Below are 14,636 nucleotides of genomic sequence, written 5' to 3'. Positions count from 1 at the left end.
TCCCCGCGCGTGCGCCGCCCTGGCGCACGCGGCAATAATGGGGCACGCCCCCCTAGCTCAGGACGGTGGAAATCCGTAGGCTCTGTCCCCGACAAATAGGGGAACTCAAGGAATCTTCCCCAGGCCCGGCTGTCTGACTGTACCTATCAGACAAACGGGAGCCATCCATGCAGCCAGCCGAATGGAAAACCTTCATCGCCCAGTTTGCCGCACTGAGCCGTCGCCAGCGTCAGGCGAGCACTGCTCTGCTGCGCGGGGCAGGATCGCAGAACGCCGCCGTGGCACTGCTCGAAAGCGTGGCCCGGCAGCGGTTACACTGTCCCGCCTGCAACAGCAGCCATGCGCACCGGCACGGTCATGCGCATGGACTGCAGCGCTACCGTTGCGTGCCGTGCGGGCGCACCTTCAATGCGCTCACCGGCACGCCGCTGGCCCGCTTGCGCCACAAGACCTTGTGGCTCGACTACGCCTATTGCCTGCTCGAATCGGCTTCCGTGCGCAAGGCGGCAAGCCAGCTGGGCGTGCACCGCAACACCGCCTTTCGCTGGCGCCACCGGTTTTTAAGCCTGGCCAAGACGGACCGGCCCCATTGCCTGCATGGCATCGCCGAAGCGGACGAGCTGTATGTGCTCGAATCGGAAAAGGGCGCGCGGCATCTGACCCGTCCGGCGCGCCGCCGTGGCAGCCATGCCCACAAGCGCGGCATTTCCAATGAGCAGGTCTGCATCCTGGTGGCGCGCGACCGCACGGGACAAACCCGCGATTTCGTCGCGGGAAAAGGGGCGCTGACCAAGGCGCAGCTGCATGCTTGCCTGCCGCCCGTGATCGACAAGGACATTTTGCTGATGACCGACGGCCACGCTGCCTATCGCGCCTTTGCCAAGGAAGCGGGGATCAGCCACCAGGCCGTCAATGTGCGCGCCGGCATCCGCGTGCAGGGCGCTGCCCACGTGCAGAACGTCAACGCGTATCACAGCCGCTTGCGCGGCTGGCTGCGCATCTTCCATGGGGTGGCCAGCCGTTATCTGCCGAATTACCTGGGGTGGCGCTGGATACTGGACGCCGGGCGCATCCGCTCCCCAGAAACATTATTGAAGGCAACACTGGGCGAGTTCCCACATTTGACGGTGACATAGCCAATCCGTAAGATGCTGCTGTCGCCAGCTACTTCCGGAGTTTCCTTGATAAAAACCGCCGCCCGGCTGATCAGCTATGCCCTGCTGGGCAAATCCGGCAAGCAGCCCCTCGATATCGCCAAGGTGCGCAAGGTACTGATTTTGCGCAACGACAAGATCGGCGACATGATCGTCACCTCGGCCCTGCTGCGCGAGCTGAAGAAAAACTATCCGCATTGGCAGATCGACGTGGCCGCCAGCAGCGCCAACCGCGATGTCATCGCCGACAACCCGCATGTGAACGAGATCCTGATCTGGGACAAGCAGCCGCTGCTGCGCGACTTGCGCAGCACCATCGCCGAGCTGCGCCGGCGCCGCTACGACGTCATCTTCAATCCCTACAACCGCTTTTCGATTCCCCTGCTGCTGCGTATCAAATGGCTGGGTGCGCGCTATCTGACGGGCTTTGCCATTCCCAAGTACGGCACCTCGACGGCGAAGCTGGGCATGTTCGACCATACCGTGTCCTGCGACCGCAGCCGCCACATCCTGCACAGCTTTTTCGCCACCTTCGAACAATTTGGCTTGCGCGACATCGATATGCGCTATGAACTGTTCGGCGTGGATGCGCACGCGGCCCGGGTCGACGCCGCCTGCGACACCTTGCTGCGTACACATGAAGGCTTGTTCTGCCTCAATTTCCAGGGCAGCAATGCGCAGCGCACGGTCAGCGTGACCGACGCCCAGCGCTGCTGCGCGGCCCTGGCGGCACGCTATCCGCGCCATGCGCTGCTGGTGATCGCCGCGCCGGGCACCGAGGCGCGCGCCGCCGAAATCGTGCACGGCGCCGGCCATGCCAACGTGATGAGCGCGCCACCCACCGGCCACATACTGGAGCTGGCGGCCCTGATCCGCCGCTGCGAACTGGTGCTGTCGCCCGACACGTCGGTGATCCACATCGCCTCGGCATACGACAAGAAAATCGTCGGCTACTACATCCGCACCGACAACTACCGCTGGTTCTATCCGGCCAGCCGCCATTACCGCGTCATCCTGGCACCGGGCCTGACGCTGGCCTCGGTCAGCGCCGCCGAGACGCTGGCCGCCGTGGAAGAGCTGATGGAAGGCGGCGGGCAGGCGCAGGAAACGCTTCAGGCCGCCGGCTGAGACGCCAGCAGGCGGTCCATCTGTCCCGCCGGCAACGCGCGCGAAAAAAAGTACCCTTGCGCATAGTCGCAGCCGGCGGCGCGCAGCAGGTCGCGCTGCGACGCCGTCTCCACGCCTTCGGCCACGACTTTCAGCCCCAGCCGCTGCGCCAGCGCGATGATCGCCTCGCACAGGCCCTGCCCGTCGCCATCGCGCCCCAGCTCGCCAACCAGGGAACGGCCGATCTTGAGAAAATCGATGTCGGCCTTCTTGATGCACGCGAGCGACACCTGGCCGCTGCCGAAATCATCGAGCGCCAGGGCCAGGCCCATGGCGCGGAACTGGCGCAGCCGGTCGACCACCTGGCGCCCCTCGTCGAGCAGCACCGCTTCCCTCGTCTCGATGACGATGGCACCCGGCGCCAGCCCCTGGCGCGCCAGATGCCCGCCCCAGTCCTGGTACAGCGCGGCGTCGCAGCGAAATTCCATGGCCGACTTGTTGATGCTGATCTGGAACGGAGCGCCATGCTCGTCCTGCCACTTGCGCGCCTGGCGCACGACCTGGCGAAACACCCACTCGCCGATATCGATGATCAGACCGTTCGCCTCGGCAAAGGCGATGAAATCGGCGGGCACCAGCAAGCCGCGCAGCGGATGTCGCCAGCGCAACAGCGCCTCGGCCCGCTCGATGGCGCCATCGCGCAGGCGGACGATGGGCTGGTAATGCACTTCGAACTGGTCCTGCGCCAGCGCCAGGCGCATCTCGCGCACCGTGCTGCGGCGTAATTCGGCCGCCTGCTGCAAGGCCGGCGTGAAATAGCTGTAGCCGTTGCGCCCCGCACTCTTGGCCGCGTACATGGCCTGGTCCGCATGCCGCAGCAAGGTGTCCGGCGCCTCGGCGTCGGCCGGATACAGGGCCACGCCCACACTGGCCGACACTTGCGCCGTGTCGCCGTCGAGCATGAACGGCAGGGCCAGCGCGGCCGTCAGCTCCTGCAGCACGCGCTCGATGCCGCCCAGCTGCCCCACGCCGGCCAGGATGACGGTGAATTCGTCGCCGCCCAGGCGTGCCACCGTATCGGTGGCGCGCACGCGCTCGCTGATGCGTTGCGCCGCCTGGCGCAGCAGCATGTCGCCCTTCTCGTGACCGAGGCGGTCATTCACCTGCTTGAAATGGTCGAGGTCGATGAACAGCAGGGCCAGGCAAGCGCCTTCGCGTTTGGCATGAGCCGCCTCGTGCTGCAAGCGGTCGAGAAACATGTGGCGGTTCGGCAAGCCTGTCAGCTGGTCGAAATTGGCTTGCCGCCAGATGCGCTCGGACGCCGCGCGCTGCGCCGTGATGTCGCTGACCAGCGCCAGCGCGCCCAGGTAGGTGCCGGCGGAGTCGAAGATGGGATTGGTGGCCAGGGTGGCCCACAAGGTGCTGCCGTCACGCCGCAGGAACTTGAATTCGTGGCGCTCGACGATGCCGTCCTGCCGCCGCGCAATGTTGCGCTCCAGGATGGCGCGCCCCTCCTCATCCATGAAGGCGGCCAGCGGCTGGCCCAGCATATCCTCGATCTGGCAATCGAGCATCTGCGCCATCTTCGGATTGACAAAGCTCGTCAGCGCCTGCGCATCGATTTCCCAGATGCCCTCCTCGGCGCTGTGCACGATGCGCCGGAAACGCTCTTCGCTGCGTTCGAGCGCGGCCCATTTGCCTTCGGCCTGCTCCAGCACCAGGCGCAGCGTCTGGCCGTTCGGATCGGCACTGCCCAGCAGGCTGACGGGCAAGCCGGCCTCGCGCGCGCCCGGACGCGGCGGCGGCAGCTGTACCTGCAGCTGGATGCGCTCGGGTTCACTGCTGTTGAGCACGCGCTGCACGAACTGGTCGTAATCGTGGCGGAACGCCTCGTGCACATAGGAGCGGAACAGCACGTGGCCGGGATGTCCGCGCGCCAGGCCGAACAGTTCCGCCGCCACCAGGTTGACCTGCAGGATCACGCCATCGAGACCGAGCACGAAATAGGCGACGGGCGCCAGCAGGTATAAATCGTTGAAATAAGCTTGTTCGCGTTCGGCCTTCATCCGTTCCGGACTGAAGACGCCATCGTCAAGCAGGGGCGCGACATGGCGCGGCACGCCGTCGCGGCCGAGCGGGAAGGAATCCAGAGCAGGTACCGCTTGCGGTGCTGTATCCATGGCTGTCCTTTGCACGGCCGCCTTGGCAAACAGGTGGGTGCAGTAGCGAGACTAGCACGCGTCACGCGCAGTGTCGAGCCATGCCTGCCCATATGCCACATTCACCACAGGCAGGGGCCGTCAGGACAGCTGCGCCGGCAGCGCTGCGGCGCGCGAGCGGCCACGCGTGAGCGCATGCCAGCCAGCGCGCAAGGCAAGCAGGCAGGCGTCGGCGAACATGGCTGCGCCACCGTTGAGACGCCGGCGCAATACGTGGGTCGCCATCCGATAGCGGCCGGAACCATACAACTGCTTGATCAACCTGCGCACGGCGGACGCATGCATGATGGCATCGTCGCACAGGAGCAGGTAATCGCGCAGCGCCACATCGTCCAGCACCCGGCCAAAGTTGAAAAAACCATGGAAACCGAACGTGGGGCCGGTGGGGTCCACACATTCAAACGCAAAGTTGGAGGCCAGACCGGCATCGGCAAAGCGCACGCCAAAATCGTCGCGCAACCGCTCACCATGCAACTCACAGATCGCATAGTCCTCGGGATGGACTTGCGTGATGGCCAGCTGAGGCAAGACCTCGTACAGACGCCGCGATCGCAAGGAAAAGCCGCCATTGCCGACGGCCACCGGGCGATGCGACCACGGTGCGCCTATGTAATCGCAGTCCAGGAAAGCGTTCTGCCATTGGCGCGCATCCACAATGAAACTGTCCCACTGCATGATGAGCACATGTGTGCCGCTGAAATGGGTGCCCAGCTCATGCACCATGAATGCCGAATACGCCTCCACGCTCTCGATGGGGGCGATCAGCACCTGGCGTATATGCGGGGGCAAATCATGCAGGCGGGACGTGAACAGCAAACACTCCTTGAAATCGGCGCCGGCCAGGCAACGCTCGATGGCAAAGCTGGCCAAGTCGGGATAACGCGTTTCCACGCACACCAGGCTGATGTTGCGGAGGTCCAGTTTGTCGTTATGCATCACAGGCTTTTCATCGGAATGTAGACGGAAGGCATACCTGGCGCGGCATGGCATATTTTGCAACGCCCGCATCATACAGCGCAAAGCGGAGCCGGACAAGGGGCATGGCCGCCCGCCTCACTGCAGTGGATACGATTCAGCGGCCCATGCGGTGCCGGCGCAAGCCGAAATCATGGCCCACCACCAGCAAGGTGCTGGCCACCAGGCTCGATAGCCCCACGATCAGCTGGATCAGCTTATCGTCAGGCAATATCCACAAGGACGAAGCGGGCGTCTCGCAGCCCGTGGCGGCGCTGATCAGGGGAGACACCCAGGCCGCGTCCGGCGTCACGTCGAGCACGACGGCGCCGTCGGCGCTCGTCTGCATATAGATGTCGCCCCCTTCGGCCAGGGTAAAGCAGATGCCCACGCCCGTTTCCGTGGCGCGGATATTGTCCTGCATGCTGCGGTTATGTTCCTCGATCCACACTTCCACGTCGTATGGCGTTTCCAGGTGCTCCCACGGACGGGGACGGAAACGGGGACGTTCGTCCGCGCTGGCGGGGGAATCCGGGATATCGGGAATGTTGCTGTCTGCTGCGCCTTGCATGCTCGTTGACCTTTTCTGCGGTGATGTTCTGCGGTGATGTGCTGCCGTGATGCAGGGGAGCGTTTGCCCGCCAGCCGCCATTATCCCTCGTTCGCGGCAAGCATGGTAATTCCACGCCACATCCATCAGAAAAACTGATAGCCATCAACTTTTAGCATCAGCATGACTGACTTAAAATACGCGCCATCTCTTCTTTACAGGTTTTACATGCAAGGCATCAAACGCAAAATCGTCTACGTCACCGCCTTTGAAATCATCGGCATGGCCATTTCCACGGCCTGGCTGACCCTGCTTTCAGGCGAGTCGCCCACCAGCACGGGTCCGCTGGCCATCATGATCACCACCATCGCCGTGATCTGGAACCTGCTCTACAACACGGCGTTCGAATACTGGGAAATCCGGCAAGTATCGCGCACGCGCACCGTCTGGCGCCGCATCCTGCATGCGATCGGCTTCCAGATCACGCTTGTCATCTATCTGATCCCGCTGATCGCCTGGTGGCTCGATATCAGCCTGTGGCAAGCGTTCGTGCTGGACTTCGCGCTGATGCTGATCATCCCGTGCTACAGCTTCATCTTCAATTACTTCTTCGACGGCCTGTTCGGCGTGCCCCTGTCGGCGCAGCAGCCGAAGGAGGAGCCCAATGATGCTCAGGCCGCTTCGCTGAGCAACTGAAGAAAGGACCGCGCCGCCATGCCCAGCGGCCGGTCCTTCATCCACACGAGGTGGATGGGCACGACCAGGCCATTTCCCGTATTCTTGAAGGCCACGCAGCGTACCCGCCCTGCCGCCAGCGAGTCCTTGATGGCCGAGGCGGCGAAGTTACCCCAGCCCAGTCCCGCCTCCACCATCGCCAGCGCCATCGGCAAACTGTCGGTGCGCCAGTAGGACAGCCCCACCACGGGGCGCGCATCGGCCAGGTCGAGTTCGCGGCTGGCCACGATAATCTGGCGCAAATTCACCAATTCCTCGATATACAGGGGCCGGCCCGCCACGTCGGGTGGATGCTGGGTAGAAATAATCGCCAGCAAGGCATCGCTGCCCACCAGCTGGAACTGTTCCTCGTGATTGATGCGCCCGCCGGCAAAGGCCATGCACGCGCTGATGCGGCCCCGGTGCAGCATGTCGAGCACATCGTCCTGCGGCGCCGTCAGCACCTCGATGTCGAGCAGCGGATGGCGCTGCGACAGCGCGCGCACGGCGGCGAGAAAAGGCGCATGGTCGAGTTCGGCCGCGATACCGAGCGAAATGCGGCTTTCCAGTCCCTGCGACAATTCCTGCACGTGCAGGTGCAACTGCTTCAGCTGCTCGGCGATCAGGCGCGCGTGGGGCAGCAGCGCCATCGCGGCCGGCGTGGGCACGGCTTCGCGCGCGCCCCGGTCGAACAGGGCGATGCCCAGTTCCGCCTCGATGTTGGCCATCGCCATGCTGACGGCCGACGGCGCCCGGCGCAAGGCGCGCGCGGCGGCCGAGAACGAGCCTCCGTCGACGACGGCCAGGAACAGTTCGATGTTATGGCTGGAGAGTTTCATGGAAGAGAGCGCGGCACTTTTGCGTGCGCCAGAGGTCAAAAGCCAGGCCAGGCAAGAAAGGAGCAGCCATGCCGCATCGACTTCCCTACCGCCGCAGCGGTTACGTATCGGACTTTACCCGTTTCATCGACGGCTATCTGCAGGCGCACCCGGAGGTGCGGGCCAGCCAGCGCCTGGGCTGGCACATTTTCTGGGAGCGCCCCGTGAATTTCGACGAATGGCGGCGCGCCGGCACCGATAGCGTGCCGGAGCCGCCGTATCACTATGACTGATCAAACAAACGCCTGACAAAACCGTAGCGAGCGACAGTGATTTGTGGTCGAGACGCGCAGCCGTACCAAGGTACGGCGAGCATCACAGGCCGCAAAGCGCGCCAAGCGAGGTTTGGTCAGGTGTTTAACCTTTCCAGACGCGCTGCAATCCCGTATCCGCATGGATCCAGCCGCCACGGGGGCCGGAGCGGTAATAGAAGCCCACGCCGCCCTGCTTGAAGCTGCGCACGAGCGAACCGAGCACTTCCGCGTTCAGATTCGCCACGCGGATATCGGCGGCGCGGCCCGAGATGTGCAGCGACTGGCGCGCGGCCGGCACGCCCGCTTCGCGCAGCTTGCCGTTCGATTCGGCCGTGCGGTAGCCCGACAGGATTTCCAGCGGCTGCTCGATGCCGTAGCGGGCCACGAACGCTTGCGTGCCCCACAGGGTTTCCAGCAGTTTCGGGTCGATGGGCGCCGTCTTCTTGCCGTTCACGTCGCGCAGCAAGTGGCACAGTTCCTGGTAGGCCGAATCGATGACTTCGCCATCTTTCCAGTACAGCAGTTTCGCCTTTTCATTGCTGGCCGGGCGCACCACTTCCAGGGTGCGGGGCTTGAGCCAGAATTCCAGGTCCAGTGCCTGCGCATCGAAGATGTCGGGTGGCGGCTCCATCTCCGTGATCGCCTGGCGCGACTGCGAGGTGATCGAGCGGTCGACGCTGGCCAGTTGCGTCGGCTGGGGCGGCACGCCCGTGCGCGGCGCACGCGGCTTGGCGCTGGCCGAAGCCGACGCGGGAGCGGCCGTGCGCGAAGCGCAGCCGATGAGTGGGGTGGCTACCAGGCCCAGCGCGGCCAGGCCCATACCGTGATGTAGAAAATTTCTGCGCGATGCCATAGTCAGTCCAATGTAACGATGGGAATACTATAGCGTATTGTGCTGCGAAGAAAAACCCTCAATGCCTATCGTGCCGCCCTCATTTCAGGATTCGGCATCTTACACGGCGGCCGCACTGGCCGCGACGTCGCGGTTTGCCAGCGCCAGCGCCGTCAACGGTTTATCCAATAAATAGCCCTGGGCCACGATGGGCAAGCCCGTGACGGCGGCGACGCGCTGCAGCGCGGCCAGCGCCGCAGGCGTGTCGAGGCGCTTGAAAATGACGCGGATCTTCGCCGCATGGCACACGGTGACGAAGCTGGCGACGGCTTGCTCGTCGCTGAGGTTGCCCGCGTCGAGCTTGAACGCATGCGGGTGCAAGCGCTCCAGCATGCCCGTTGCCTCGTGCACGCTGGCCACGTTGATGGCCAGGCGGAAACCGTTGCGCCGGTAATTGTCGGCCACGTAGTTGAGCAGCCAGCCCTGGTTCGGCGTCACCGCCGGCAATTGCAGCACGATGCGCTCGATGGGCAAGCCCAGCGCGTCGAGGATGCGCTGGAAGGCGTGGCCATGGTTGCTGCTGACGGCGCTCAGCAAGCGGTCATGCACGTTCAGGTACAGGTCCGACTGCTCCGCTTCGCTCTGGCGGAAAAAATTAATGGCGTGCAGCATGCGGCACAGCCGGTCCAGCTCCACGGATTCGTCGTCGCTGGCCGCGTGGTCGAGCAAACGCCACAGCGACAAGCCCTCGTCCGCCTTCGACACGCTGCGCGCCAGTCCCTCGAACGCCACCAGCTTGCCGCTGTCGAGTTCGCGCAGCGGCTGGAAGGCGCTGGTCATGGTGCAATTGAAGAAGCGCCCCAGCGCCCTGCCTTCGCCGTCGAGCCAGACGCTGGTGCCGGCCTGGGTTTGGTGCGACAGGCGGGCCAGGTAGTTCTTCAGGACGGGAAATGGCATACGTGCTCCTTCATCGGACTGCGCCGGCATCCCGCATGGGGACGACGGCGCCAAAGTGTGCAGAGTAAGGCCGCGCCAACCAAAGGAGAACGAATGGTTTCGCCATTTGATATGCGCGCAGCAAATATGGACGACACAACGGACGGCGCATATCGATAGTCGGAAACATTCGTTCCAGCGCCCTGCCCCGGCCTTTACTGTGGGCGTGTACCGATACCACCAGGAAGGGCCGCCATGTGCCAGTTACTCGCAATGAACAGCAGCAAGCCGGCCGCGCTGGGATTTTCCTTTGCCGGCTTTGCCGAGCGGGGCGGACGCACGGACGAGCACCGCGACGGCTGGGGCATTGCCTATCATTCCGGTAGCGGCTGCACTTTGCTGACCGATCACCTGGCCGCCATCGATTCGCCGCTGGCCGCCCAGGTGCAGCAACATCCCGTGAAGGCGAAAAACATCGTCGCGCACATCCGCAAGGCCACGCAGGGCCGCATCGCGCCGGAAAACACGCACCCGTTCGCCCGCGAACTGTGGGGCAAGACCTGGTCCTTCGCCCACAATGGCGACCTCAAAACGTGGCGCGCGCCCGCCAATGCGCATTACCAGGCCAGCGGCGACACGGACAGCGAACAGGCGTTCTGCCACCTGCTGGCCCGCTTGCGCGCGCAGTTTCCCGCCGGTGAGCCCACGCGCGCCGCCCTGCGCGCCGCCATCGCCGAGGTCGCCAAGGACATCGCTGCGCACGGCACCTTCAATTTCATCCTGTCGGACGGCGAACTGCTGTTTGCCCACTGTTCCACGCATCTGCACTATGTGATCCGCGAATACCCGTTTTCCGTGGCGCAACTGATCGACTGCGAGCGCAGCATCGATTTTCGCCAGCACAACCATCTGGATGACCGCATCGCCGTCATCGCCACGCATCCGCTGACGCAAAACGAGGACTGGCTGGCGTTCGCGCCCGGCGAACTGAAACTGTTTGCCGGCGGCACCTTGCTGCCGGCAAACGATGCCGCGCCGCACGGCGTGTATATCCAGATCAGTTACTGAAGGGAAACTAAAGGGAAAGATTCAAATGGAGGGAAAGGCCCGCCGCCGGATGGGCGGGCTGAAATGCTGGCGGGCCGTCAGGCCGAATTGCAGTTGCAGAAGCGCTTGCGCTTGGGGTCGCCGCTGGCGATGCCTGCGGGGTCAATCTGTTTCCAGCAAAAAATCGTTTCCACGCCATACGGCGAACGCACATTGCCCGCCTCGATGTAGCCCTGCTTGACGAAAAAGGCCTGGCTGCTGGCCGTGCTGTGCAGTTGCAGGGCCTTGATGCCCCACTCGCGCGCCTGCGCTTCCAGCTGCTCCACCAGCGCCTTGCCGGCGCCGCGGCCTTGCGCCTCGGGCAGCAGATAGCACAGGGCCAGCTTGCCGGCGCGCGTCAGCAAGCCGACGCCGACGACGGCGCCCTGCTCGACTGCGACCAGCGAAAAATTGGTGGGCGACGCAAACCAGCACGCCACCATCTGCGGTGTTTTATTGCCCAGCCAGGCTTCCAGGATGGCCGGATCGTCCCGATGATCGAGGCTGCAGCATTCGACGATGGAGCGTCGTAATACGTTGCACGCCTCGAAAGCGTCGGTCGATGTTGCAATACGAATTTCAAGACTCATGTACGCTCACAAAATATTCCAGTTGCCGATGCAGACGGTTTTACCCCTGTATCGTGCGATTCGACTATACACCAAGCGGCGCAATCGGGTTTTTTGCCGCACGCCACGCGCTGGTTTTGCCTATGGCGCCATGCCTGCAGACTAAGTGCTGATGCGCGCCTTGCCCACGAATGTTTCCAAAAATCGATATCTGTTTTTTAGCGCAAACGGGAATCGTATCTAAGCATATTACGAAAAATTCGTTTCTTTTCCGGCCGGAATTTTAGACTATGTCTGTCTATTCTCACAACAAGAGTTCAACATGCCCCATTCCAACGCCGTATCGACTGCCGCAGCGACACTCACCCAACGCTCGCGCCGCTGGTTCCTGGCCAGCGCCCTGGCCGCTTCCGCTGCCGCCATGAGCCTGCCCATGAGCGTGTCCGCCGCCGAACCCGTGGTCTTGCTGAACGCCTCGTACGACGTGATGCGCGAACTGTTCAAGGATGTGAATCCCGCGTTTATTGCTGATTGGAAAGCCAAAACGGGCGAAACCATTACCATCAAGCAGTCGCACGGCGGCTCGAGCAAGCAGGCGCGCTCCGTCGCCGACGGCCTGGAAGCGTCCGTCGTGACCATGAACCAGGCCAATGACATCGATATCCTCGTCGACCGCGGCCTCGTGGTGGCCGACTGGGCCAAGAAATTCCCGAACAATGCGGCGCCGTTCTATTCCACCATGGTATATCTGGTGCGCAAAGGCAACCCGAAACACATCAAGGATTGGGACGATCTGGCCAAGCCCGGCATCAAGGTTATCGTGCCGAACCCGAAAACCTCGGGCAACGGCCGCTACACCTACCTGGCAGCCTGGGGCTATGCCGTGAAAAAAGGCGGCAGCGAAGCACAGGCGCGCGACCTGGTGGCAAAGCTGTTCAAGAACGTGCCCGTGCTCGACGGCGGCGGCCGCGGCGCCACCACCACCTTCACGCAGCGCGAAATCGGCGACGTGCTAGTGACGTTTGAAAATGAAGTACAACTGGTGCGCGCCGAATTCGGCGACAACTTCGAAGTGGTGTATCCAAGCATCTCCATCCTGGCCGAGTCGCCGGTGGCCGTCGTCGACAAGGTCGTCGACCGCCGCGGCATCCGCAAGGAAGCCACTGCCTACCTGCAATACCTGTACTCGGAGCCGGGCCAGGAACTGGTCGCCAAGCACTACCTGCGCCCCCGTTCGCCAGCGGTGGCGAAGAAATACGCGGCCAGCTTCAAACCGATCACCCTGTTCACCATCGATGAAGTGTTTGGCGGCTGGAAACAGGCACAAAAGAAACACTTTGACGACGGCGGCGAGTTCGACAAGATCTATCAGAAGTAATCTGATCTGCATCAACGAGAAACCGGGACTTGTCCCGGTTTTTTCATGTCCGCAGCTGTTTGCGCATATCGATATGCGCATCGATTCGTGGTCAAAACCACGCGCGCGCCGTACTCTGGCCATGTCGCGCCGCACGGCGTATTACGGGCATAAAGGAAATATCATGGCTATCTCGGAAGTGAATGTACGCAACCAGTTTCGCGGCAAGATCAAGGAAATCATCTTTGGCCCCGTGGTATCCGAAGTGGATGTGGAAACACCGCACGGCATCGTCACCTCGGTGATCACCTCGCGCTCGATCAAGGACCTGGACCTGAAAGTGGGCAGCGAAGTCATTGCGCTGGTGAAATCGACGGAAGTGTCGATCGCCAAGATCCAGTAAGCGTTGCCCCCCTTTCACGCCGCGCCCTTGCCATCCGGCAGCGGCGCGTGCGTCAGGACTGGATATACGCATGGCCTTGCTGCCACTGCAAGCGGCTCAGCTCGGTCACGCCCGAGGGCACGATGACGGCTTCGGGCAGCACGCGCTGGCGGTCGATATTGCGTCCTTGCAAGGTGTTATTGCAGACGCGAAAGCTCACGCCGCGCTGGGCCAGTTCGCGTACCAGCACCTGCATGCGCCCCGAGGTCGATGCTGCGGCACCAGTCCATATATTTTTTAGCACGATGCGTTCTCCGCAGTCCGCGATGCGAGCATGAATGCATGCCTACGGCGCCCCGCTTGCGGGGCCTAGCGCGGGGCAACGAAGCGCGAAGGAACAGGCATCAACGGCGAAGCGTGCGGCGCCTTCCGGATCAAGACTACCAATATTGCTTAATACATACGAAGTTTCCAAGATGAAATCAATAAGTGCGGAACAATTTTCACTACGGCAAGAATAGTCCCATTTATTTGCCAAATTGCCCGCAAAGCCGCCTGTCGCGGGCTTGTACCGTAGACATCGCTTGATCTTTAATGGTATTGTTTAAGCTTGGCAAATATTGCCTCCGAGATACACGCCGCGTCCCCGCGCGGCCCTGTTCCGGATTTGCGCGCAGCGCCCACGATGGCGCCCCAAAACTGCTTTCCCACATACAATCCCATGCTCAAAAAAATGTTCGCCGCGGTGCTGATGACGCTTTCGACAGCGGCCATCGCCGTGCCCTTCGGTTCCCAGTCGATCCTGGTGGTCGAAGACGGCACAGGCAAAGTCTTGCTTGAAAAAAATTCCAACGTGGTGGTGCCGATCGCCTCGCTGACCAAACTCATGACAGCCATGGTCGTGCTCGACTCCAAGGCGAATATGCAGGAAGAGATCAGCATCGACCGCGAAGACGTCGACACCTTGAAACACAGCACTTCGCGCGTGCCCGTGGGCGCCACCCTGAGCCGCCACGACGTGCTGCAACTGGCGCTGATGTCGTCCGACAACCGCGCCGCCGCCTCGCTGGCGCGCACCTTCCCCGGCGGCCCGACGGCGTTTGCCGTCGCCGTCAACGCCAAGATCAAGGCCCTGGGCATGCGCCAGACCGTGATCGAGGAACCGACGGGCTTGTCGCCGAATAACCAGTCGACGGCCGCCGACCTCGTCAAGATGGCCGTGGCCGCCTCGCGCTACCCGGAAATCAGCCGCATCACCACCGATTCGAAGGACGTCATTCAGATCAAGGGCCGCGACGTGGAATACCACAACACGAACCGCCTGGTGGGCGCCAAGGGCTGGGATATCGGTCTGTCGAAGACGGGCTACACGAATGAAGCGGGCCGCTGCCTGATCATGCGCATCAAGTCGGCCGGCAAGTTCGCCACCATGATCCTGCTCAACGCGCGCGCCAATTCCGTGCGCGCCATGGACGCCGTTAACATCCGCCGCATGCTTGCGGCCGAGAACGGCATCGAAGAGCCGAAAGTGATGCGCGCTTCCGTCAGCCGGCACAAGAAGGCGCCGGCCAAGCCATCGAAGCGCCGCCGCGCCCGCTAAGCACGGCTGAATGCCGGGGTCAGACCCGACGGGTCTGACCCCAT

The 14,636-nt window shown here is 63.0% G+C and carries 16 protein-coding genes; 8 read left to right on the top strand and 8 right to left on the bottom strand.

The features are described 5' to 3' along the window. Positions 1 to 167: 167 nt before the first annotated feature. Together IGS60_RS16480 and IGS60_RS16475 are read left to right on the top strand one after the other, a co-directional pair. The gene (locus tag IGS60_RS16480; protein ID WP_230505566.1) at positions 168 to 1,136 is read left to right on the top strand and encodes an IS1595 family transposase; all 969 of its coding nucleotides are present in this window, start codon (positions 168 to 170) and stop codon (positions 1,134 to 1,136) included. A gap of 45 nt (positions 1,137 to 1,181) precedes the next feature. Continuing rightward, on the top strand, positions 1,182 to 2,282 hold the full coding sequence (locus IGS60_RS16475; protein WP_230505565.1) for a glycosyltransferase family 9 protein: 1,101 nt from the start codon (positions 1,182 to 1,184) through the stop codon (positions 2,280 to 2,282). Here the strand turns inward: IGS60_RS16475 and IGS60_RS16470 are convergent. From IGS60_RS16470 to IGS60_RS16460, 3 genes are all read right to left on the bottom strand, one after another. Then, positions 2,267 to 4,441 carry a bifunctional diguanylate cyclase/phosphodiesterase gene (locus tag IGS60_RS16470; RefSeq protein WP_306798496.1) on the bottom strand — a complete coding sequence of 725 codons (2,175 nt, stop codon included), beginning with the start codon at positions 4,439 to 4,441 and terminating at the stop codon, positions 2,267 to 2,269. The two genes, IGS60_RS16475 and IGS60_RS16470, sit on opposite strands and share 16 nt — an antisense overlap. 120 nt (positions 4,442 to 4,561) lie before the next feature. Continuing rightward, positions 4,562 to 5,416, bottom strand: coding sequence for a DUF5672 family protein (locus IGS60_RS16465; protein ID WP_230505621.1), 855 nt, complete (start codon positions 5,414 to 5,416; stop codon positions 4,562 to 4,564). 136 nt (positions 5,417 to 5,552) lie between these two features. Beyond that, positions 5,553 to 6,005 (bottom strand): hypothetical protein, encoded by a 453-nt coding sequence (locus tag IGS60_RS16460; RefSeq protein ID WP_070291266.1) that lies wholly within the window; start codon positions 6,003 to 6,005, stop codon positions 5,553 to 5,555. 207 nt (positions 6,006 to 6,212) lie between these two features. Between IGS60_RS16460 and IGS60_RS16455 the strand changes: the two genes are divergently transcribed. After that, complete coding sequence (locus tag IGS60_RS16455; protein WP_070224839.1) at positions 6,213 to 6,680, top strand: PACE efflux transporter; 468 nt, start codon at positions 6,213 to 6,215, stop codon at positions 6,678 to 6,680. Here IGS60_RS16455 and IGS60_RS16450 read toward each other — a convergent pair. Continuing rightward, positions 6,656 to 7,537, bottom strand: coding sequence for a LysR family transcriptional regulator (locus IGS60_RS16450; RefSeq protein ID WP_070310684.1), 882 nt, complete (start codon positions 7,535 to 7,537; stop codon positions 6,656 to 6,658). The two genes, IGS60_RS16455 and IGS60_RS16450, sit on opposite strands and share 25 nt — an antisense overlap. Before the next feature lie 68 nt (positions 7,538 to 7,605). On the opposite strand from IGS60_RS16450, the gene IGS60_RS16445 reads away from it, so the two are divergent. Beyond that, entirely contained in the window at positions 7,606 to 7,809 is a 204-nt protein-coding gene (locus IGS60_RS16445; protein ID WP_230505564.1) for a DUF3460 family protein, read from the top strand. Between the two features lie 124 nt (positions 7,810 to 7,933). Here IGS60_RS16445 and IGS60_RS16440 read toward each other — a convergent pair whose 3' ends face one another. Further along, the gene (locus tag IGS60_RS16440; protein ID WP_070224836.1) at positions 7,934 to 8,650 is read right to left on the bottom strand and encodes a DUF882 domain-containing protein; all 717 of its coding nucleotides are present in this window, start codon (positions 8,648 to 8,650) and stop codon (positions 7,934 to 7,936) included. Between the two features lie 132 nt (positions 8,651 to 8,782). Next, positions 8,783 to 9,619: an EAL domain-containing protein gene (locus IGS60_RS16435; RefSeq protein WP_230505562.1), complete on the bottom strand. Its 837-nt coding sequence runs from the start codon at positions 9,617 to 9,619 to the stop codon at positions 8,783 to 8,785. 234 nt (positions 9,620 to 9,853) lie between these two features. Between IGS60_RS16435 and IGS60_RS16430 the strand changes: the two genes are divergently transcribed. Continuing rightward, positions 9,854 to 10,666, top strand: coding sequence for a class II glutamine amidotransferase (locus IGS60_RS16430; RefSeq protein WP_268994110.1), 813 nt, complete (start codon positions 9,854 to 9,856; stop codon positions 10,664 to 10,666). A gap of 77 nt (positions 10,667 to 10,743) precedes the next feature. Here IGS60_RS16430 and IGS60_RS16425 read toward each other — a convergent pair whose 3' ends face one another. Then, on the bottom strand, positions 10,744 to 11,274 hold the full coding sequence (locus IGS60_RS16425; RefSeq protein ID WP_070291260.1) for a GNAT family N-acetyltransferase: 531 nt from the start codon (positions 11,272 to 11,274) through the stop codon (positions 10,744 to 10,746). Positions 11,275 to 11,575: 301 nt separating this feature from the next. On the opposite strand from IGS60_RS16425, the gene IGS60_RS16420 reads away from it, so the two are divergent. Together IGS60_RS16420 and IGS60_RS16415 are read left to right on the top strand one after the other, a co-directional pair. Further along, entirely contained in the window at positions 11,576 to 12,631 is a 1,056-nt protein-coding gene (locus IGS60_RS16420) for a sulfate ABC transporter substrate-binding protein (protein WP_306798495.1), read from the top strand. Positions 12,632 to 12,794: 163 nt separating this feature from the next. After that, entirely contained in the window at positions 12,795 to 13,013 is a 219-nt protein-coding gene (locus tag IGS60_RS16415) for a molybdopterin-binding protein (RefSeq protein ID WP_034757699.1), read from the top strand. 52 nt (positions 13,014 to 13,065) lie between these two features. Here the strand turns inward: IGS60_RS16415 and IGS60_RS16410 are convergent, their stop codons facing one another. Next, complete coding sequence (locus tag IGS60_RS16410; RefSeq protein WP_230505559.1) at positions 13,066 to 13,296, bottom strand: DsrE family protein; 231 nt, start codon at positions 13,294 to 13,296, stop codon at positions 13,066 to 13,068. Between the two features lie 417 nt (positions 13,297 to 13,713). Between IGS60_RS16410 and IGS60_RS16405 the strand changes: the two genes are divergently transcribed. After that, positions 13,714 to 14,592: a serine hydrolase gene (locus IGS60_RS16405; RefSeq protein WP_034778183.1), complete on the top strand. Its 879-nt coding sequence runs from the start codon at positions 13,714 to 13,716 to the stop codon at positions 14,590 to 14,592. The last annotated feature ends 44 nt before the right edge of the window (positions 14,593 to 14,636 follow it).

The sequence above is a fragment of the Janthinobacterium sp. FW305-128 genome (genome assembly GCF_020858135.1).
GTDB lineage: Bacteria > Pseudomonadota > Gammaproteobacteria > Burkholderiales > Burkholderiaceae_D > Janthinobacterium.
The sequence above is the reverse complement of the archived record's forward strand: the minus strand, read 5'-3'. Positions and strand labels throughout refer to the sequence as shown.

Coding starts and splice junctions, on each gene's coding strand:
- IGS60_RS16440 (WP_070224836.1), bottom strand. CDS start 8,650: ATGGGCCTGGCCGCGCTGGGCCTGGTAGCCACCCCACTCATCGGCTGC.
- IGS60_RS16430 (WP_268994110.1), top strand. CDS start 9,854: ATGTGCCAGTTACTCGCAATGAACAGCAGCAAGCCGGCCGCGCTGGGA.
- IGS60_RS16415 (WP_034757699.1), top strand. CDS start 12,795: ATGGCTATCTCGGAAGTGAATGTACGCAACCAGTTTCGCGGCAAGATC.
- IGS60_RS16450 (WP_070310684.1), bottom strand. CDS start 7,537: ATGAAACTCTCCAGCCATAACATCGAACTGTTCCTGGCCGTCGTCGAC.
- IGS60_RS16425 (WP_070291260.1), bottom strand. CDS start 11,274: ATGAGTCTTGAAATTCGTATTGCAACATCGACCGACGCTTTCGAGGCG.
- IGS60_RS16460 (WP_070291266.1), bottom strand. CDS start 6,005: ATGCAAGGCGCAGCAGACAGCAACATTCCCGATATCCCGGATTCCCCC.
- IGS60_RS16435 (WP_230505562.1), bottom strand. CDS start 9,619: ATGCCATTTCCCGTCCTGAAGAACTACCTGGCCCGCCTGTCGCACCAA.
- IGS60_RS16465 (WP_230505621.1), bottom strand. CDS start 5,416: ATGCATAACGACAAACTGGACCTCCGCAACATCAGCCTGGTGTGCGTG.
- IGS60_RS16405 (WP_034778183.1), top strand. CDS start 13,714: ATGCTCAAAAAAATGTTCGCCGCGGTGCTGATGACGCTTTCGACAGCG.
- IGS60_RS16445 (WP_230505564.1), top strand. CDS start 7,606: ATGCCGCATCGACTTCCCTACCGCCGCAGCGGTTACGTATCGGACTTT.
- IGS60_RS16455 (WP_070224839.1), top strand. CDS start 6,213: ATGCAAGGCATCAAACGCAAAATCGTCTACGTCACCGCCTTTGAAATC.
- IGS60_RS16480 (WP_230505566.1), top strand. CDS start 168: ATGCAGCCAGCCGAATGGAAAACCTTCATCGCCCAGTTTGCCGCACTG.
- IGS60_RS16420 (WP_306798495.1), top strand. CDS start 11,576: ATGCCCCATTCCAACGCCGTATCGACTGCCGCAGCGACACTCACCCAA.
- IGS60_RS16470 (WP_306798496.1), bottom strand. CDS start 4,441: ATGGATACAGCACCGCAAGCGGTACCTGCTCTGGATTCCTTCCCGCTC.